The organism is Albidovulum aestuarii, from assembly GCF_029961185.1.
In the GTDB taxonomy this organism is placed as follows: Bacteria; Pseudomonadota; Alphaproteobacteria; order Rhodobacterales; family Rhodobacteraceae; genus Albidovulum; species Albidovulum aestuarii.
In genome coordinates this window covers 21,521-39,683 of sequence record NZ_JASBQQ010000010.1, presented here as the reverse complement: position 1 = coordinate 39,683, position 18,163 = coordinate 21,521, and the positions used below count along the sequence as shown (strand labels likewise).

Annotated in this window: 19 protein-coding genes; 16 read left to right on the top strand and 3 right to left on the bottom strand. The window is 62.4% G+C overall.

The features are described from left to right. The first annotated feature begins 126 nt into the window (after nt 1–126). From pyk to pheT, 6 genes are all read left to right on the top strand, one after another. Nucleotides 127–1,572 carry a pyruvate kinase gene (pyk, locus tag QKW60_RS18550; protein WP_282371047.1) on the top strand — a complete coding sequence of 482 codons (1,446 nt, stop codon included), beginning with the start codon at nt 127–129 and terminating at the stop codon, nt 1,570–1,572. Nucleotides 1,573–1,701: 129 nt separating this feature from the next. Continuing rightward, a complete protein-coding gene (gene rpmI, locus QKW60_RS18545) occupies nt 1,702–1,902 on the top strand; it encodes a 50S ribosomal protein L35 (protein WP_282370909.1) in 201 nt (66 codons plus the stop codon). Between the two features lie 12 nt (nt 1,903–1,914). Beyond that, a complete protein-coding gene (rplT, locus tag QKW60_RS18540) occupies nt 1,915–2,277 on the top strand; it encodes a 50S ribosomal protein L20 (RefSeq protein ID WP_282370908.1) in 363 nt (120 codons plus the stop codon). Between the two features lie 129 nt (nt 2,278–2,406). After that, nucleotides 2,407–3,489 carry a phenylalanine--tRNA ligase subunit alpha gene (pheS, locus tag QKW60_RS18535; RefSeq protein WP_282370907.1) on the top strand — a complete coding sequence of 361 codons (1,083 nt, stop codon included), beginning with the start codon at nt 2,407–2,409 and terminating at the stop codon, nt 3,487–3,489. Next, nucleotides 3,489–4,058, top strand: coding sequence for a hypothetical protein (locus QKW60_RS18530; RefSeq protein ID WP_282370905.1), 570 nt, complete (start codon nt 3,489–3,491; stop codon nt 4,056–4,058). The genes pheS and QKW60_RS18530 overlap by 1 nt, the downstream gene beginning before the upstream one ends. A gap of 2 nt (nt 4,059–4,060) precedes the next feature. After that, nucleotides 4,061–6,469 (top strand): phenylalanine--tRNA ligase subunit beta, encoded by a 2,409-nt coding sequence (pheT, locus tag QKW60_RS18525; RefSeq protein ID WP_282370903.1) that lies wholly within the window; start codon nt 4,061–4,063, stop codon nt 6,467–6,469. On the opposite strand, the gene QKW60_RS18520 is transcribed toward pheT, so the two are convergent. Beyond that, complete coding sequence (locus QKW60_RS18520) at nt 6,459–7,370, bottom strand: LysR family transcriptional regulator (RefSeq protein WP_282370901.1); 912 nt, start codon at nt 7,368–7,370, stop codon at nt 6,459–6,461. The genes pheT and QKW60_RS18520 overlap by 11 nt on opposite strands. 85 nt (nt 7,371–7,455) lie before the next feature. Between QKW60_RS18520 and QKW60_RS18515 the strand changes: the two genes are divergently transcribed. Next, the gene (locus tag QKW60_RS18515; RefSeq protein WP_282370899.1) at nt 7,456–8,115 is read left to right on the top strand and encodes a class I SAM-dependent methyltransferase; all 660 of its coding nucleotides are present in this window, start codon (nt 7,456–7,458) and stop codon (nt 8,113–8,115) included. A 20-nt stretch (nt 8,116–8,135) separates the two neighbouring features. Here the strand turns inward: QKW60_RS18515 and QKW60_RS18510 are convergent, their stop codons facing one another. After that, complete coding sequence (locus QKW60_RS18510; RefSeq protein ID WP_282370897.1) at nt 8,136–8,426, bottom strand: Rdx family protein; 291 nt, start codon at nt 8,424–8,426, stop codon at nt 8,136–8,138. Nucleotides 8,427–8,677: 251 nt separating this feature from the next. Between QKW60_RS18510 and QKW60_RS18505 the strand changes: the two genes are divergently transcribed. The 9 genes from QKW60_RS18505 to QKW60_RS18465 all read left to right on the top strand — a co-directional run bounded on the left by QKW60_RS18505 (nt 8,678) and on the right by QKW60_RS18465 (nt 17,649). Beyond that, on the top strand, nt 8,678–9,931 hold the full coding sequence (locus tag QKW60_RS18505) for an arylsulfotransferase family protein (protein ID WP_282370895.1): 1,254 nt from the start codon (nt 8,678–8,680) through the stop codon (nt 9,929–9,931). Further along, nucleotides 9,924–10,163 (top strand): hypothetical protein, encoded by a 240-nt coding sequence (locus tag QKW60_RS18500; RefSeq protein ID WP_282370893.1) that lies wholly within the window; start codon nt 9,924–9,926, stop codon nt 10,161–10,163. Before QKW60_RS18505 ends, QKW60_RS18500 begins: the two co-directional genes overlap by 8 nt. A 1-nt stretch (nt 10,164) precedes the next feature. Beyond that, the gene (locus tag QKW60_RS18495; RefSeq protein ID WP_282370891.1) at nt 10,165–10,536 is read left to right on the top strand and encodes a hypothetical protein; all 372 of its coding nucleotides are present in this window, start codon (nt 10,165–10,167) and stop codon (nt 10,534–10,536) included. Next, a complete protein-coding gene (locus QKW60_RS18490; protein WP_282370889.1) occupies nt 10,529–11,557 on the top strand; it encodes a sulfotransferase in 1,029 nt (342 codons plus the stop codon). The genes QKW60_RS18495 and QKW60_RS18490 overlap by 8 nt, the downstream gene beginning before the upstream one ends. A gap of 160 nt (nt 11,558–11,717) precedes the next feature. Further along, on the top strand, nt 11,718–13,199 hold the full coding sequence (locus tag QKW60_RS18485) for an AMP nucleosidase (RefSeq protein ID WP_282370887.1): 1,482 nt from the start codon (nt 11,718–11,720) through the stop codon (nt 13,197–13,199). A gap of 141 nt (nt 13,200–13,340) precedes the next feature. Next, nucleotides 13,341–13,628, top strand: a complete 288-nt coding sequence (locus tag QKW60_RS18480) for an HU family DNA-binding protein (protein ID WP_282370885.1) — start codon at nt 13,341–13,343, stop codon at nt 13,626–13,628. A gap of 180 nt (nt 13,629–13,808) precedes the next feature. Continuing rightward, a complete protein-coding gene (gene ilvD, locus QKW60_RS18475; RefSeq protein WP_282370884.1) occupies nt 13,809–15,638 on the top strand; it encodes a dihydroxy-acid dehydratase in 1,830 nt (609 codons plus the stop codon). 21 nt (nt 15,639–15,659) lie between these two features. Then, entirely contained in the window at nt 15,660–16,535 is an 876-nt protein-coding gene (locus QKW60_RS18470; protein WP_282370883.1) for a DMT family transporter, read from the top strand. 154 nt (nt 16,536–16,689) lie between these two features. Beyond that, complete coding sequence (locus QKW60_RS18465; protein WP_282370881.1) at nt 16,690–17,649, top strand: MBL fold metallo-hydrolase; 960 nt, start codon at nt 16,690–16,692, stop codon at nt 17,647–17,649. A 14-nt stretch (nt 17,650–17,663) separates the two neighbouring features. On the opposite strand, the gene QKW60_RS18460 is transcribed toward QKW60_RS18465, so the two are convergent. Further along, on the bottom strand, nt 17,664–18,149 hold the full coding sequence (locus tag QKW60_RS18460) for a flavodoxin family protein (protein ID WP_282370879.1): 486 nt from the start codon (nt 18,147–18,149) through the stop codon (nt 17,664–17,666). Between the last annotated feature and the right edge of the window lie 14 nt (nt 18,150–18,163).

The following is an 18,163-nucleotide window of genomic DNA, read 5'->3' as shown; positions in this document are numbered from 1 at the left end:
ATCTTGGAATGTCATCCGTCCCTTACCCCGGCGGACGGCAAAGCGCCAGTTGCCGTGGCGCGGCTTTTCGGCCATAGAGGGGCGGATTTCGATGATAGCGCAAACGGAAGAGATGCCATGGCCGGGATGAGACGCCTCAGGAACGTAAAGATCGTCGCCACGCTCGGCCCCTCGTCGAGCGATTATGAGACGATCCGGGCGCTCTTTGAGGCGGGTGCGGACGTTTTCCGGCTGAACATGAGCCATGGCAGCCATGAAGAACAGGCCGCCCGCCATGCGATCATCCGCAAGATTGAGGCCGATACCGGTCGCCCGATCGCGATCCTCGCCGACCTTCAGGGTCCGAAGCTGCGCACGGGTGTCTTTGCGAAGGGCGAGGAGGAACTGGCGGAAGGGGCTGCTTTCCGCTTTGATCTCGACCCGGCGGAAGGCGACAAAACCCGCGTCTGCCTGCCGCACAAGGAGATCTTTGCCGCCCTTGAACCGGGGGCCTCGCTTCTCGTCAACGACGGCAAGATCCGGCTAAAGGTCGAGACCTGCGGCGCCGATTTTGCCAATTGCACCGTGACGACGGGCGGCACGATTTCGAACCGCAAGGGCGTGAATGTGCCCGACGTCGTCCTGCCGTTGGCGGCTTTGTCCGACAAGGACCGGGCCGATCTGGAATTTGCCTGCGAACTCGGGGTCGACTGGCTTGCCTTGTCCTTCGTGCAGCGCCCCGAAGACGTGCAGGAGGCGCGCGGGCTGGCCAGGGGCCGCGCCGCGATCCTGTCGAAGATCGAAAAACCCGCCGCCGTGAAGGCCTATAAGGAGATCCTCGCCGCCTCCGACGGGATCATGGTCGCGCGCGGCGATCTGGGCGTCGAACTGCCGGTCCATTCGGTGCCGCCGATCCAGAAGCAACTGGTGCGCGGTGCGCGGGCGGCGGCGAAACCGGTCATCGTCGCGACCCAGATGCTGGAATCGATGATCGAAAGCCCGATGCCCACCCGGGCGGAGGTCTCCGACGTCGCCACCGCGATCTACGAGGGCGCCGATGCCGTCATGCTCTCGGCCGAAAGTGCGGCCGGGGACTATCCGGTCGAGGCGGTCACGACGATGGACAGCGTGGCAAAATCGGTGGAGGCCGACCCGACCTACCGCGAGGTGATCGAGGCTTCACGCCGCGTCAGCCGCACCACCATTGCCGACGGCATCGTGGCGGCCTCGCGAGAAATCGCCGAGGCGACCGACATTCACGCGATCTGCTGCTTTACCCAGTCGGGCACCACGGCAAGCCTCGTCGCCCGCGAACGGCCCAGCGTGCCGATCATCGCGCTGACGCCGATCCCCGCGACGTTGCGCCGCCTTTGCCTGACCTGGGGGGTGCATTGCGTGCTGACCGACACGGTCGACCGCTTCAAGATGGCCGTCGTCTCCGCCGCCCGCGCGGCGCGCGAATACGGTTTCGCGACCGAGAAGGATCAGATCGTGGTCACGGCAGGCGTGCCCTTCAACGTCAAGGGTACGACCAACATCCTGCGCGTGGCTCCCTGTGACGAACGGCTGATCTTCCGGACCGATCCGGAATAGTACCGCAAGGCGGATGCGGTACTTGCCAAACCCGCCCATCGCGTCTATACGCCGCCTCTCGAATACCCCGCGCTTCCGGCCAAGTGGCATTGCCGAGTCGCGCGTTCACGTCTGACACAGGAGATGAAAATGCCCAAGATGAAGACCAAATCGGCCGCCAAGAAGCGGTTCAAGATGACGGCCTCGGGCCGCGTCAAGGCTGGTGTCGCCGGCAAGCGTCACGGCATGATCAAGCGATCGACGGACTTTATCCGCAAAGCCACCGGCACCATGCTGCTGTCGGATGCGGATACGAAGATCGTCAAGAAATACATGCCCTACGACCGCTGAGGAGACAGACACATGGCTCGCGTTAAATCCGGCGTCGTCACGCACGCCCGTCACCGCAAGGTCATCAAGAAGGCGAAAGGCTACTACGCCGCGCGTTCGACCAACTTCCGCACTGCCACGCAGGCCGTGGACAAGGCGAACCAATACGCCACCCGCGACCGCAAGGCCCGCAAGCGCAACTTCCGCGCCCTGTGGATCCAGCGGATCAACGCGGCGGTGCGTGCGGTGGACGCCGACATGACCTATTCGCGCTTCATCAACGCGCTCGGCCTTGCCGGGATCGAGGTGGACCGCAAGGTGCTCGCCGATCTCGCCGTGCATGAGCCGGCGGCGTTTGGGGCCATCGTCGAAAAGGCGAAGGCCGCGCTCGCGTAACTCCTCTTCACCGAGGGACAGTTGAAACCCCGCGAGTGGCCGTGAAAGGCCTCCGCGGGGTTTTTCTTTGGGCAGCTTGAATTCAGGGTGCCGTGTGATAGCAGAAGGCCGGTGATGCCGGAGGGACCGATGGACGGATTGGACGCGCTGAAGGGCAAGTATCTGGAAGGGATTTCCGGGGCGGGGGATGAGGCCGCGCTGGAGGAGCTGCGCGTGGCGGCCCTTGGCAAGAAGGGCGAGATTTCGCTGAAGATGCGCGAACTTGGCCAGATGGACCCCGCCCAGCGGCAGGAAGCCGGGCAGGCGCTGAACCGGCTCAAGGATGAGATCGACGCCGCTTTGAAGGCGAAGAAATCCGCGCTGGCCGATGCCGCCCTTGATGAGCGGCTGAAATCCGAATGGCTCGACGTCACTTTGCCGGGCCGTCCGCGCCGTCAGGGCACGATCCATCCCGTCAGCCAGGTCACCGAGGAAATCACCGCGATCTTCGCCGATATGGGGTTTGCCGTGGCCGAAGGCCCGCAGATTGAGTCCGACTGGTACAATTTCGACGCGCTCAACATCGCGCCCGAACACCCCGCCCGGCAGGAGCATGACACCTTCTTCATGCACCGCGCGACAGGCGACAACCGCCCGCCGCATGTCCTGCGCACCCACACCAGCCCCGTGCAGATCCGCGCGATGCAGACCCATGGCGCGCCGATCCGCGTCATCGCGCCGGGCCGCGTCTACCGCATGGACATGGACCAGACCCATGCGCCGATGTTCCACCAGATCGAGGGGCTGGCCATCGACCGCGACATCTCCATGGCCAACCTCAAATGGGTGCTGGAGGAGTTCTGCCGCGCCTTCTTCGAGGTTGACGATGTCGAACTGCGCTTCCGCGCCTCGCATTTCCCCTTCACCGAACCCTCGGCCGAGGTCGATATCCGCTGTTCCTGGGACAAGGGCCAGCTGAAGATCGGCGAGGGCGATGGCTGGATGGAAATCCTGGGCAGCGGCATGGTCCACCCGCATGTGCTGCGCGCAGGCGGTGTCGATCCCGACGAATGGCAGGGCTTTGCCTTCGGGATGGGCATCGACCGGCTGGCGATGCTGAAATACGGCATCCCCGACCTGCGCGCGTTCTTCGAAAGCGACCTGCGATGGCTGAGGCATTACGGGTTTACCAGCCTCGACATGCCGACGGTGGCCGGGGGGCTGAGCAGGTGATGGAACTTGCCAGCAAGCTATGGGACAAACTTGATCCTGCTCACGACTTCATAATTTCCATCGCCCTTGCGCTGGTGACTGCCTTTTTGCTTTGGCTGCTTCGAGCCAGAGTAAAGCTTATCTGGGGCTCCACGAGTTCTAACTATCACCAGTTCAAATTGCGGGAAGATGGCGAAAAGATCTCCATCTGGACCGAAAAGTTCTTCGTGCAGAATACTGGCAAGAAGGCCGCCTCCAACGTTGAGATTGTGTTCAGTGAGCATTTGACTAGCTTCAATCTCTGGCCCCCCCGCGACCACACTCCGAAGCTACTAGAGAATGGGCATTTCGTTATCCATGTCCCCTCAATCGCTCCGGGCGAACTCGTAATAGTCGACATGATCGATATCGACGCCAGAGGGCCAAGATTGCTTTCTGTTAACTGCCCGGATGCGCTTTCGAAAACCGTTCGCTTCATGGCTACAAGACAGTTTTCTTGGCCAATCAATCTACTCATTGGGTACCTAATGATCGCGGGGCTCGTCGGAACGATCTATCTGGTGCTGCAGCTAACCATCGGCAGGATATGACAATGAAATTCACCCTCTCCTGGCTGAAAGACCATCTCGAAACGCAAGCCACGCTCGACGAGATCCTCTATGCGCTGACCGATCTTGGCCTTGAGGTCGAAGAGGTCGAGGACCGCGCAGCACGGCTCTCTGCCTTCACCCTCGCCAAGGTGCTCCATGCCGAACAGCATCCCGATGCCGACAAGCTCAGGGTCTGCCGGGTGCTGACCGATGAGGGCGAAAAGCAGATCGTCTGCGGCGCGCCGAACGCGCGGGAAGGCATCACGGTCGTCCTCTGCAAGCCCGGCGATTATGTGCCCGGCATCGACGTGACCCTTGGCGTCGGCAAGATCCGGGGGGTCGAGAGCCATGGCATGATGGCCTCGGAACGGGAACTTGAACTTTCCGACGAACATGACGGCATCATCGAACTCCCGTCGGGCGAGGTCGGCGAGCGGTTCGTGGACTGGCTGGCGAAGAACCGCCCCGGCGCGGTCGATCCGATGATCTATATCAAGATCACCCCGAACCGCCCCGATGCTTTGGGCGTGCGCGGCCTTGCCCGCGATCTGGCGGCGCGGGGCCTCGGGCGGCTCAAGCCGCTGAATGTCGAGCCGGTCAAGGGCGGGTTTGAGAGCCCGATCAAGGTGGTGATCGACGAGGTCCTGAAGGAAAAGGGTTGCCCCCTCTTCACCGGCCGCCTGATCCGCGGTGTGAAGAACGGGCCGAGCCCGGCCTGGTTGCAGGCGCGGCTGAAGGCCATTGGCCTGCGCCCGATCTCGGCGCTGGTCGATATCACCAACTTCTTCACCTTCGATCAGAACCGGCCCCTGCATGTCTTCGACGCGAGCAAGGTGAAGGGCGATCTGCGCATCCATCCGGCGGCGGGCGGCGAAACCATCGAGGCGCTGGATGAGAAGACCTATACGTTCCGCCCCGGTATGATGGTGATTTCGGATGATCAGGGCCCCGAAAGCATCGCCGGTGTGATGGGCGGCGCGGTTTCCGGCTGCACCGAGGAAACGACCGATGTCTTCCTTGAAAGCGCCTATTGGGACCCGATCACGATTGCCACGACGGGCCGGGCGCTGAAGATCAATTCCGATGCCCGCTACCGCTTTGAACGCGGCGTGGACCCGGACTTCACCCTGCCGGGGCTGGAACTGGCGACGCGGATGATCCTTGACCTCTGTGGCGGCGAGGCCTCTGAGGTCGTGATGGATGGCGCGGTGCCGGTCAGCGACCGGGCCTATCGGTTCGATGCGAAGAAGGTCGTGAGCCTCGTCGGCATGAACATCGCCGAGGGCGACCAGCGGGCGACGTTGGAGGCCCTGGGCTTCGCCCTGAAGGGCGATATGGCCCATCCGCCCTCCTGGCGGCCCGATATTCTGGGTGAGGCCGATCTGGTCGAGGAAGTGGCGCGCATCGCGTCGCTGACGAAGCTGGAAGGCAAGCCGATGCGGCGGGCGAAACCGGGCGTGCCGAAACCGATCCTGACGCCGATGCAGATGCGCGAGAAGGCGGCGCGGCGGGTGCTGGCGGCTTTGGGTTACAATGAATGCGTGACCTATTCGTTCATCGACGGCGCGTCCGCTGCGATGTTCGGCGGCGGGGGTGAGGCGACGCGGCTGGAAAATCCGATCTCGTCGGAAATGACCCATATGCGGCCCGACCTGCTGCCGGGTCTCTTGCAGGCCGCCGCCCGCAATCAGGCGCGCGGCTTCATGGACCTCGCGCTGTTCGAAGTCGGCCCCGCCTTCCATGGCGGCGAGCCCGGCGAACAGGCGCTGATGGCCACGGGCCTTCTGATCGGTGCGACCGCGCCGCGCGACCCCTATGGCTCGCGCCGCATGGCCGATCTTTACGACGCCAAGGCCGATGCCGAGGCGGTGCTGGCCGCTTTGGGTGCTCCCCAGAAGGTGCAGATCAGCCGCAGGGCCGATGCCTGGTGGCATCCGGGCCGGTCGGGCGTGATGGGTCTGGGGCCGAACGTGATCGCCACTTTCGGTGACGTGCATCCGAAGGTGTTGAAGGCGATGGATGTGAAGGGGCCTGCGGTTGCCTTCACAGTAAGGGTTGAGGCCGTGCCCTTCCCGAAATCGAAAACCACAACCCGCGCCGCCCTCGGCCGGTCCGACCTTCAGGCGGTCGAGCGCGACTTTGCCTTTGTCGTAGGCAAAGAGGTCGAGGCGCTGACGCTTGTGAACGCCGCACAGGGCGCTGACAAGGCGCTGATCGAAAGCGTTGCCGTCTTCGATCAGTTCACCGGCGAGAAGGCCGAGGCGCAGATGGGCACGGGCAAGAAGTCACTCGCCATTTCCGTCCGCCTGCAACCGCGCGACAAGACCCTGACCGACGAGGAAATCGAGGCGGTTTCGGCCAAGATCGTCGAGAAGGTCGCGAAGGCCACGGGCGGCGTCCTCAGGGGCTGATCCCCGCCAGCGGCTCGCGCGAGAGGAACTCCGCAAGCAGATCGAAGACCAGCCGGATGCGCCGGCTGGTATGCAGCTCGCGGTGGGTCGTCAGCCAGATCGGGAAGGTGATCGGCTTCAGGTCGGGCAGGATGCGTTCCATTTCCGGGTTGAGGCGCGCCAGATCGTCCCACATCGGCGCGATGCCGAAGCCCTGCCGCGCCAGTTCCCAGGCGACGATGCCATTGGCCGAGCCGATGCGGAAATTCGCCTCGGTCACCGGCATTCCGAGGGGCTGGAGGTAGTCGAGCATGCGCCGGTTGTCACCGAAGCCGATGAAATCGTGCCGGGCGAGGTCGGCGAGGGTCCTTGGGCGGCCCCGTGCCGCAAGATAGCCGGGTGAGGCATAGAAATACGCCCTTGCCTCGCGCACCAGACGGGCGATGAGGTCGGGCTGTTCGGGGCGGACATGGCGGATGGCGATATCGGCCTCCCGCCGCATCAGGTCGCGGATATCATTGGCGGCGACGATGTCGATCTCCAGCCGGGGGGCGACCTCTCTGATCCGTTTCAGTGCGGCGGGCAGGATATGGGCGGAGAGCCCCTCGCTCGCCGTGATCCGGACCATGCCCTCGATCGACTGGGACTGGCCGTTGGCCGCGAGTGCAACGCGGTCCGCCGCGGCTCCCATCGCCCGGACATGGCCCAAGAGGTCGCGCCCGGCTTCAGTCAGGTGCAACGTGCGGCCGACCCGTTCGAAGAGAAGGATGCCGAGGTCCTGCTCCAGTGCCGCGACCTGTCGGCCCAGCGTCGGCTGGGTGAGGCCCAGCACCCGCGCAGCGGCGGAAAGTGAGCCTTTCTCGGCGGTGGCGAGAAAGGCGCGGACATGGTTCCAGTCAAAGCTGCCGGGGCGCTTATCCATGCATATTTGTATATTCAAACAACGTATTTCGGCAATTTATTTATGAAAATCGCATGAGTATCTCCGTGATCAAAGGAGACACATCATGCAAGACACAGCAAAATTCTGGGACGGCATCGCCGAGAAATATGCCAAATCGCCCATCAAGGACATGGACGCCTATACCTATACTCTGGAGCGGACCCGGTCTCACCTGTCCGGGAAGGACAGGGTGCTGGAACTGGGCTGCGGCAGCGGATCGACTGCGCTCCTGCTCGCACCGGGTGTGGGCGAGATTACGGCGAGCGATGTCTCGCCCGGAATGATCGCGGTCGGGCAGCGCAAGGCCGGGGCCGAAGGTGTGAAGAACATCCGTTTTGTTGCGGCCGATGTTCACGACGCGGCGTTGGACGACGGACCCTATGACGCCGTCCTTGCCTTCAACATGCTGCACCTTCTGACCGATCTGCCGAAGGCGCTGGACCGGGTGAACCATCTTCTGAAACCTGGCGGCCTCTTTATTTCCAAGACCATCTGCCGCCCCGTTGCGGGATCGGGCTGGACGCGCGAACGAATGTTTCTCACCTTTATGATGGGTGTCCTGCCGCTGATGCAACTGGTCGGCAAGGCGCCGTTCGTGCGGATCGGGCATATCGCGGAACTTGAAGCGGCGGTCATGAAGGCCGGGTTTGAGATCATCGAGACCGGCAACCACCCCGCCCAGCCGCCCCGCCGGTTCATTGTGGCGCGAAAGATCAGGACGTGATGACGCGAACGAGCTGTTGATCAGCCCTTCGCGCGGTCGATATGACCCAGATCACGGTCCGGGTCGATCCGGTCGCGGACCATCTGCTTAAGCGCCTTGACGTCCGGAAAGCCGCCGTCGCGCTTGCGGTCCCAAACCAGCTCATCCCCGACCCGGATTTCAAAGGTGCCGCCGGTGCCGGGGATCAGCGTCACGCCGCCGATATCGGTGCCAAAGGTCGACAAAAGCTCCTGCGCCATCCAGCCGGACCGCAAGAGCCAGTTGCAACCGGTGCAGTAGGTGATTGAAATTCGGGCTTTCACCGTTGACAATTCATTCCTCCGTCCAGGTTTCGTTCAGCGGCTTCTGTCGGGAACCCTGATTCTACCCGGAAAAAGTCCGCTGCTATTGACGCCAAGTAAATTTCTACTTTCCATGGCCGCAATCGTTGTAGCAGCCTTCCTGCAAAGTGTGGTCCGGTTTTATGAAGAGATTTCTGTTCGCGCGTATCGAAGCCTGGGTGTTGTGCGTGTTTGCCCTGATCGGACTTTTGGGGCTGATCGCGTTCGGCGGGCTCGTCCTATTGCGCGAACGCGGGTCCTCATTTGCGGGAGGCGTTGGTGCTGCCGCTCACGCGCTGGCTGAACTTCCGCTGGTCTTCAAACGGCTGCGCGATCCCGATTCCAGGATAAATCACTACGCCAAACGGTTCGACGCGATTCCGAGCGGCTGGTCGTTCGGCGATGCCGGGGCGCCCGGATTGGACGGTTATGTGCTTCTTAGCCGGATCGACGGTGATCTGCAGCGTCAGTCTATTGAACTTGTCAGCCTCAGTGACATGAAAACCCACTACACGTGGTTGCCGGACGTCAACGAGCTCATGGCCGATGTGGACCCGATCCCGCAACGCTCAGAGAACGAAAGATGGACGCTGTCGCATTTCCAGACACTCCACCCCTTCGTGAATGCCGATGGCGGTCTGATCCTCAAGGATAATTACAGCCCTATGGTTCGGACAGATGCCTGTTCGCATCCGATGTGGCTACTTGCGGACCGCATCTATTCGCATTCGACCGAGGTCGACGCGAATGGTGATTTCTGGGTACCTGCTCATCCTCCGCAAGAACCGGACAGCCGTTGGCCCGCATCCTACGCCAACGATTCGCTTGATCGCGTTACGCTGGACGGAAAGCGTGTCGAAAGCATTTCTCTGACCAAGGTTTTCACCGATCACGACCTTTTGGGGAAATTGTTTCCGATCCTGACATATTATGACGACCCTCTGCACCTGAACGACATTCAGCCGGTCCTCGAAGATGGTCCCTTTTGGAAGAAAGGCGATCTTTTCGTCAATCTGCGCGGGCCGTCCATGGTTATGCTCTATCGCCCTTCAACGAATGAAATCATCTGGATGAAGGAAGGACCGTGGTTGAAACAGCACGATGTCGACATACTCGACGATCATCGCATCTCGGTTTTCAGCAACAATGTAAGGGATTACGGCAAGGGCACCCGTGTCGAAGAGGTGGTCGATGTAATGATATACGACTTCTCCACGGGTGAAGTTACGAGGCCCTGGCGGGACGCATTCCTGAAGTATGATGTCGAAACGACCTTTGCGGGACTCTCGGAGGTGCTTCCCGGCGGGAACCTCATGGTCGAGGAGACTTTTGGCGGAAGATTGCTGATTTTCGACAAAGACGGGAATATCGTCCAGCAATATCTCAACCGTGCTGGCGACGGGCAAGTTTACGCAATGGCGTGGACCCGCTACATTGAGCCGTCCGTTGGCGACGCATTGGTCAAGGTGCTTGAGAAGGTAAACTGCAATGGTTAAGCGCGAAGTTCTGATCGTAACACTTGCCGCGGCGATCTTGATGTCGCCTCAGATGGCAATGGCCTATATCGGCCCGGGTGTCGGCGCGGGGGCGATTGCGGCCGTTCTCGGCGTGATAGGGTCAATCTTCCTCGCGATTGTCGCTGTGCTTTATTATCCGATCAAACGGATGCTGAAGGGTCGCAAGTCAAAGGTGGCCAAGGGATCGGGCGACGGCGAGCCCGCAGAATAAAATGGTCTGGATCTTTGTCCTGCTCGCCGGCGTACTCGCCAGCGAGGCTTTTTTGCGCCTGCCGCTTCTACCGGTGATCCGCAAGGTTACGGCGACGGCGCAGAAATCCGGGCGGGTGCTGAAAAGCAAACGTATCTCGGATCACTGGAAGGAAAAGATCCTGCCGTCCTATTCCTGGACGATCGGCAAGGGGTCGATCCAGTTTTTCGTCATGCTGATGCTGGCACTCACGCCTGTGCTGCTTCTGGGACTGGTCTTTCCCGGTGGTTTTGCCGTTTGGGTTGAGGCGCTTCTCCGACCTGCCGTGATCGGGGCATTGTGCGTGGTCTCGATCCTTTACATCTGGCTCCGGCTCAAGGTGACGCGTGGCTGATTACTCGGCGCTCGACCGGATGCTGCACAGGCTGGCGCTGGCCTCGCCCGCGACTGCCGAGATGATGCATGACATCGAACGGGGAATGCATCTGAAGACTACCCCTGAGGATACCGGGTGCCATGTCTTCGTCACCGGCCTTGCCCGCGCGGGCACGACGATCCTGATGCGCGAGATCCACCGCACCGGGGAATTCGGCTCGCTCACCTATGCCGACATGCCATTCGTGCTGGCCCCGAACCTTTGGGCGAAGCTCAGCCGCAAGGGACAGAAGCCTGGTGTGAAGGCCGAACGCGCCCACGGTGACGGGATTGAGGTGGATACCCAAAGCCCCGAGGCGCTCGACGAGGTCTATTGGCGCATATTCGATGGGAAAAGCTATATCGGCGCGGACGGGCTGAAGGTGCACAAGCCCGATGCCGATCTGATCGCCGGATACCGTGACCTGATCCGTCTGGTGCTGAAGAAGACCGGCAAGGCCCGCTACGTCTCGAAGAACAACAACAATATCCTGCGGCTCAGCACGCTGGCCAAGGCCATGCCGAAGGCTGAATTTCTCGTGCCGCTTCGCCGTCCGCTCGACCATGCGGCGAGCCTTCTGGGGCAACATCAGCGCTTTCTCGATGCCGACCCGTTCATCCGTGACTACATGACTTGGCTCGGACATCACGAGTTCGGCGCGACCCATAGGCCCTTCATGTTCAGCGGTCGGCCAGAGGGTGATCCGGGCAGCATGGATTACTGGTTGCGCGTCTGGATCGCGGCCTATTCGGCACTCGACCCGGTTGAAGCCGCCGCCGAGAACGTGACTTTCGTACCGTATGAGGCGCTGAGCGCGGATCCTGCCGTCTGGCAGGCCGTTGCGACGCGGATAGGCGTCACGCCCGACATGCCGCAGCAATTGCGCCCGGTCGCCGACCGCGCGCCGGAGGCGCATGATGCGGATCTGGCTGCTGAGGCCGAGGCGCTGCATGCGCGTCTTTCCGACCGCGGCTTTGCTGCACTCGGACTTGGTGAGTAGAAGCCGATCCTTCCGGCAAGGATAGTTTCAATCTACCCGCCGTAACGGTCCCGCCTTGCGGGCGCTGGGCCGATCTGCCAGATTTCGGCATGTCCGACCGAAGCCAGCCCCACATCCCTTATCCCGACCCGTCGCACCGGATCTCAGCGGAGCTTTACGCATGAACGCACAAGGCGAATTACCGGTCCTGATGCCGCAGGTCGCAGCACCCGAGGCCTTTACCGATGCCGAGGCGGCGGTATCGCGGCTGGAGGCGCTTTACACCCAAGCCACACGGTTCCTGTTTGATAAGTTCAGCGAGACCGTCGCGGGCGTGCGCCCCAAGACAAGGGTCCGCGCCTTCTATCCCGAAGTCCGTGTGACGACCACGAGCCATGCCAAGGCCGACAGCCGCCTGAGCTTCGGCCATGTCGCCATACCGGGCACCTATGCCGCGACGGTCACCCGGCCGGACCTGTTCCGGAACTACCTTGTTCAACAGTTGGGCCTTCTGATCGAGAACCACGGCGTACCGGTCATTGTTGGCCCCAGCGCCACGCCGATCCCGATCCATTTTGCGGTGGCCTCCAATCCAGCCGTCTCGGTCCCGCAGGAAGGCGTGCTGGACTTCCCGCTGCGCGATGTCTTCGACGTGCCGGATCTGGCCACGACCAACGACGATATCGTCAACGGCACTGCCGGGCCGAATGCCGATGGGTCGGGGCATCTGGCGCCCTTTACGGCGCAACGGGTGGATTATTCACTGGCGCGTCTCGCGCATTACACCGCGACCGATCCGGTGCATTTCCAGAACCACGTCCTCTTCACCAACTACCAGTTCTACGTGGATGAGTTCGAGGCCTTCGCCCGCAAGGCGCTGGGCGATCCGGCCTCAGGCTACACCGCCTTCGTCGCGCCCGGAAATCACGAGATCACCGCCGAGGATGGCGACATCCCGCAACTGCCGAAACTGCCGCAGATGCCGACCTATCACCTGAAGCGGCGCGGCGGGCAGGGGATCACGCTTGTGAATATCGGCGTGGGGCCATCGAACGCCAAGACCGCGACCGACCATATCGCGGTCCTGCGCCCCCATGCCTGGCTGATGGTCGGCCATTGCGCGGGGCTGAGGAACAGCCAGTCGCTTGGCGATTTCGTGCTCGCCCATGCCTATCTGCGCGAGGACAAGGTGCTGGACGACGACCTGCCGGTCTGGGTGCCGGTACCCGCCTTGGCCGAGATTCAGATCGCGCTGCAGGAAGCCGTCGCCGAGGTTTCGGAAATCGACGGGTTTGAGCTGAAGCGCATCATGCGCACGGGCACCGTCGCCACGGTTGACAACCGCAACTGGGAACTGCGCGACCAGACCGGTCCGGTTCAACGCCTCAGCCAGTCCCGCGCCATCGCGCTGGACATGGAAAGTGCGACGATCGCGGCCAATGGATTCCGGTTCCGTGTGCCCTATGGCACGCTTCTTTGTGTCTCAGACAAGCCTCTGCATGGCGAGCTGAAGCTGCCCGGCATGGCCACGGATTTCTACCGTACCCAGGTCAGTCGCCACCTTCTGATCGGGATTCGGGCGATGGAGCGCTTGCGCGAAATGCCGCTTGAACGTATCCACAGCCGCAAGTTGCGCAGCTTTGAAGAGACCGCTTTCCTCTGAGACCCGACGGAAAGGGCAAAAAAACGCCACAAACAAGCGGAAAACGCTTGCCAGAGGCCACAAAAGATTGTGTAGCAACACTACATGACGCTAAATGGCGCAGGATTACCCCAACCGACGGGGCACAGTGAGGAGACAGATATGTCCAAACCGATGACCAAGACCCAGCTCGTCGCCGCTCTGGCCGAAGAAATGGGCTCGGACAAGAAAACCGCCTCGGCGGCTCTCGACGCAATCTCGGCCGTTGTCACGCGCGAAGTCGCTGGCGGTGGCGCCGTCACCCTGCCGGGCATCGGCAAGGTCCAGTGCCGCGCCCGTCCCGAGCGCCAGGTTCGCAACCCGGCCACGGGCGAGACGATGATGAAAGCCGCCGACAAGGTCGTGAAGGTTTCCATCGCCAAGGCGCTGAAGGACAGCGTGAACGGCTGACGCCTTTCACCGGTCAGGAATCGCAAGGCCGCCCCAAGGGGCGGCCTTTGTCGTTCCCAGCGGCATCGCGGCCGTTGAAAACTTGCAGATTCTCGGTCTCGCCGCGTTGGACCACACGTTTCTGCATGGAACACGGGCGGAACCTCCGCTAGTGTCGCGCCGCTTCACGGAGGAACGCTCATGCCCGCATATCGCTCTCGCACAACCACCCACGGACGCAACATGGCTGGCGCGCGCGGCCTTTGGCGCGCGACCGGGATGACCGACAGCGACTGGAACAAGCCGATCATCGCCATCGTGAACTCGTTTACCCAGTTCGTGCCCGGCCATGTGCATCTGAAGGACCTTGGTCAGATGGTGGCGCGCGAGGTGGAAGCCGCGGGCGGTGTCGCCAAGGAGTTCAATACAATCGCTGTCGATGACGGCATCGCGATGGGCCATGATGGTATGCTCTATTCGCTGCCCTCGCGCGAGGTGATCGCCGACAGCGTCGAATACATGGTCAACGCCCATTGCGCCGATGCGATGGTCTGCATCTCCAACTGCGACAAGATCACGCCGGGTATGCTGATGGCGGCGATGCGGCTGAATATCCCGGCGATCTTCGTTTCCGGCGGGCCGATGGAGGCGGGCAAGATCAGCCCCGACGTGATCGACCATGACCTCGATCTTGTCGATGCGATGATCGTGGCCGCCGATGACAGCTATACCGACGAACAGGTGCTTGAGATCGAAAAGGCCGCCTGCCCGACCTGCGGGTCATGCTCGGGGATGTTCACCGCCAATTCGATGAACTGTCTGGCCGAGGCACTGGGTCTGGCGCTGCCGGGCAACGGGTCGATGCTCGCCACCCATGCCGACCGCAAGGCTTTGTTCCTGCAGGCCGGGCGCACCATCGTCGAGGTGGCGCGGCGGCATTACGAGGTGGAGGACAAGGGTCTGCTGCCGCGCGATATCGCGACCTTTGAGGCGTTCGAGAATGCGATGAGCCTTGACATCGCCATGGGCGGGTCGACCAACACCGTTCTGCATCTTCTGGCCATCGCCCATGAAGGCGGGGTGAATTTCACCATGGAGGATATCGACCGCCTCAGCCGCAAGGTGCCGGTCCTCTGCAAGGTGGCACCCGCCAAGCAGGATGTGCATATGGAGGATGTCCACCGCGCGGGCGGCATCATGGGTATTTTGGGCGAGATGGAGCGCGCAGGGCTGCTGCATACCGGCGTCAGCACGGTCCATACTGAAACCCTTGGCGAGGCGATCCGCAAATGGGACGTGGTTACCGCTAATGACGATGCGGTCGATACGTTCTATCGCGCGGCGCCGGGCGGTGTGCGCACGACGCAGGCCTTTTCGACCCAGAACCGCTACAAGGAACTCGACCGCGACCGCAAGGCCGGTGTGATCCGCGCGGCGGACCATGCGTTTTCCAAGGATGGCGGGCTGGCCGTGCTTTACGGCAACATCGCCGAGGAAGGCTGCATCGTGAAGACGGCTGGCGTCGACGAATCGATCCTGAAATTCACCGGCACCGCCCATATCTTCGAAAGCCAGGATGACGCCGTGCTCGGCATCCTCAACGGCAAGGTAAAGCCGGGCGAGGTCGTGCTGATCCGCTACGAAGGCCCGCGCGGTGGGCCGGGGATGCAGGAAATGCTCTACCCGACCTCGTATCTGAAATCGAAAGGGCTCGGGAAGGTCTGCGCCCTTGTGACGGACGGGCGTTTCTCGGGCGGGTCATCGGGGCTTTGCATCGGCCATGTTTCGCCCGAGGCGGCCGAGGGTGGAACGATCGGTCTGGTCGAACAGGGCGACACGATTGAAATCGACATCCCGAACCGCCGCATTCATCTGGCCGTTGACGACGCCGTGCTGGCCGAACGCCGCAAGGCGCGGGATGCCAAGGGCTGGCAGCCCGACGCGCCGCGCAAGCGCAAGGTTTCGACCGCGCTTCGTGCCTATGCTGCGCTGACGACCAGCGCATCGAAGGGTGCTGTCCGCAACATCTGACACCAAAGGCAGGGGTACCCCATGGATATCCGATCGATCTTCATGGGGCTCGCCTTTGCCTTCATGTGGTCCTCGGCCTTCACCTCGGCGCGGATGATCGTGGTCGACGCGCCACCCCTGACCGCGCTCAGCTTGCGGTTCCTGATCTCGGGCCTGATCGGCGTCGCTATTGCCCGGACGATGGGTCAAAGCTGGAGGCTCAGCCGGGCGCAGTGGCGGTCGGTCGCGATCTTCGGCCTTTGCCAGAACGCGCTCTATCTGGGCCTGAATTTTGTTGCCATGCAGTGGATCGAGGCCTCGCTGGCCGCGATCATCGCCTCCACCATGCCGTTGCTGGTCGCACTCCTCGGTTGGCTATTCATGGGGCAGAAGGTGCGACCCCTAGGCATCGGAGGACTTATTGCGGGTGTGATCGGGGTGGCGATCATCATGGGGTCGCGCTTTTCCGGCGGGGTCAGCATTCCCGGCCTCATCTTCTGCGGCATCGGCGCGCTGGCGCTGGCGGTGGCTACGCTGACGGTGCGGGGGGCGTCGTCGAAGGGCAATGTGCTGATGATCGTCGGGCTGCAGATGTTCGTCGGCGCGGGCATTCTGGCGATCGCCGCGATGCTGACCGAAAGCTGGCAGGTCAACTGGACCCCGCGCCTTGGTCTTGCGTTCGTCTATACGACCTTGGTGCCGGGCCTGATCGCGACATGGGTGTGGTTCCGCCTTGTAGAGCGGATCGGCGCGGTGCGTGCCGCGACCTATCACTTCCTCAACCCGTTCTTCGGTGTGGCCGTTGCGGCGGTTTTGCTAAGCGAACGGATTGGTCTGGCCGATATCATCGGAGTCGTGATCGTCGCGGCGGGCATTCTGGCTGTGCAGCTTTCCAAGGCCGGGGCGACGACAGGATAGGCCCGTCCTGACCCCGGGTCGTGTACATTTGCCGGGGATTCGGTAAATCGTGTTGCTTGATGCCATGGGTCGGGAAAATGCTTTGACCGCTCGGCGCGGCGCGCCCATACCTTTGGTCCGACGGCTATACCGGCCAGAACGAGGTTCCACCATCATGTCCCGATCCGCGACATCGCCACGCAAACTGATCCGGGCCGTGGTGGTTCTTGCAGTGCTGGTAATTGCGCATCTTGGCGTTTCATACTGGCTTTACGACTTGGATGACGTGCTGGCCAACCGTGAGGGGAAGGGCATTCCCGACGGGCTGACGGGGCCCGCGCATATCACACCACTGCGGGACGGGATTTTCCTGATCGGGGCGTCTGGAAAGAACGTGGTTGCAGTGATCGGCACGGACGGCGTCCTTCTGGTTGACAGCAACGAGCCGCCGGAACTGGAGCGGGTGCAGGCTGCCCTCGATACTCTCACGGACCTGCCTGTGCGCTATATCATCAACACTCATCCGCATGGCGACCATATCGGCGGCAACGCGTTCTTCGCACGGGACGGAGCGCAGGTCATCGCGACGCGGTCGGCCGCCGCGCGTATCCGTGAGGACGACGCAGCGAACGGCCGGAACGGGCCGCCGCCCTCAGGTACGGTTCCCGATACCGTTTTTGACGACAGCTACCGGATGACCTTCGGCCCTCATACGGTCGAGATCACCGAGATCCCCGATGCGCATAGCGAAGGCGACGCCGTCGTACGGTTCGTCGAAGCGAACGTGATCGCTGCGGGCGATCTCTTTATCAATGAAGGTCTGCCCTATATCGCCACCGACATGGGACGCTCGATCGACGGCTATCTGGCTGGGATGGGGCTGCTCATCGCGATGGCAGACGATGAGACCGTTATCGCGCCCGGACATGGGCCCGCGGGCGACATGGCGCGGCTGGCTGAAACCCGTGACCGCCTTGCCGGGGTCCGCAATGCCGTCGCCTTTCGCAAGGGGCTTGGCCTGTCGCAGAAGCTGATCATCCTGACATATCCCGCGCATGACTGGCCTGTTTCGTGGCAGCGGTACGGTGTGGCGCGGAAGTGGTTCGTAAAGGCGGTTTACCGCAGCCTGCAATAGGCGTTCCGGACGCCTCAGAAAACGCCCAAGCTGAGCCCCGCCGCAAGAGCCGCACCAAGCTCGCGGCAGCGGTCGAGTTCGGCGTCCGGAATGTGCTTTTCGGCGAGGATCGCCTCGGGCGTCTGGGCATGGGTGCAGAGGATCAGCGGCGGCTGCACCTGTTTCAACCGCCATCCCGTGGCGATCCGCGCGGTCTGGCGCGCGGCATTCTCACCATCTGACCCTGCGCAGATCATCTGGGCATAGGGGCGCCCCTCGATGCGGCCCAGAACCGGGTAATAGCACCGGTCGAAGAAGTCCTTCATCACGCCGGAAATCGCAGCAAGGTTCTCGGGCGCGCAGAAGATATAGCCATCCGCGCGCAGGAGGTCCTCCGGTCCGGCCTCATCGGCAGTTTTCAGAACCGTCGGCGCCTCACCCCGGGCGGCTTCGGCGGCGGCTTCGGCCATCTGCCGGCTGCCGCCGGTCCGGGAATGATAGACGATGAGAAGTTCGGCCATCTCTCCCCTTTCTG

Excerpts from the sequence above, each read along its gene's own strand:
- QKW60_RS18500 (WP_282370893.1), top strand. The coding sequence starts at position 9,924 with ATGGTTAAGCGCGAAGTTCTGATCGTAACACTTGCCGCGGCGATCTTG.
- QKW60_RS18520 (WP_282370901.1), bottom strand. The coding sequence starts at position 7,370 with ATGGATAAGCGCCCCGGCAGCTTTGACTGGAACCATGTCCGCGCCTTT.
- QKW60_RS18485 (WP_282370887.1), top strand. The coding sequence starts at position 11,718 with ATGAACGCACAAGGCGAATTACCGGTCCTGATGCCGCAGGTCGCAGCA.
- pheS (WP_282370907.1), top strand. The coding sequence starts at position 2,407 with ATGGACGGATTGGACGCGCTGAAGGGCAAGTATCTGGAAGGGATTTCC.
- QKW60_RS18460 (WP_282370879.1), bottom strand. The coding sequence starts at position 18,149 with ATGGCCGAACTTCTCATCGTCTATCATTCCCGGACCGGCGGCAGCCGG.
- QKW60_RS18470 (WP_282370883.1), top strand. The coding sequence starts at position 15,660 with ATGGATATCCGATCGATCTTCATGGGGCTCGCCTTTGCCTTCATGTGG.
- rplT (WP_282370908.1), top strand. The coding sequence starts at position 1,915 with ATGGCTCGCGTTAAATCCGGCGTCGTCACGCACGCCCGTCACCGCAAG.
- rpmI (WP_282370909.1), top strand. The coding sequence starts at position 1,702 with ATGCCCAAGATGAAGACCAAATCGGCCGCCAAGAAGCGGTTCAAGATG.
- ilvD (WP_282370884.1), top strand. The coding sequence starts at position 13,809 with ATGCCCGCATATCGCTCTCGCACAACCACCCACGGACGCAACATGGCT.
- QKW60_RS18515 (WP_282370899.1), top strand. The coding sequence starts at position 7,456 with ATGCAAGACACAGCAAAATTCTGGGACGGCATCGCCGAGAAATATGCC.
- pyk (WP_282371047.1), top strand. The coding sequence starts at position 127 with ATGAGACGCCTCAGGAACGTAAAGATCGTCGCCACGCTCGGCCCCTCG.
- QKW60_RS18495 (WP_282370891.1), top strand. The coding sequence starts at position 10,165 with ATGGTCTGGATCTTTGTCCTGCTCGCCGGCGTACTCGCCAGCGAGGCT.
- QKW60_RS18530 (WP_282370905.1), top strand. The coding sequence starts at position 3,489 with ATGGAACTTGCCAGCAAGCTATGGGACAAACTTGATCCTGCTCACGAC.
- QKW60_RS18480 (WP_282370885.1), top strand. The coding sequence starts at position 13,341 with ATGTCCAAACCGATGACCAAGACCCAGCTCGTCGCCGCTCTGGCCGAA.
- QKW60_RS18465 (WP_282370881.1), top strand. The coding sequence starts at position 16,690 with ATGTCCCGATCCGCGACATCGCCACGCAAACTGATCCGGGCCGTGGTG.
- pheT (WP_282370903.1), top strand. The coding sequence starts at position 4,061 with ATGAAATTCACCCTCTCCTGGCTGAAAGACCATCTCGAAACGCAAGCC.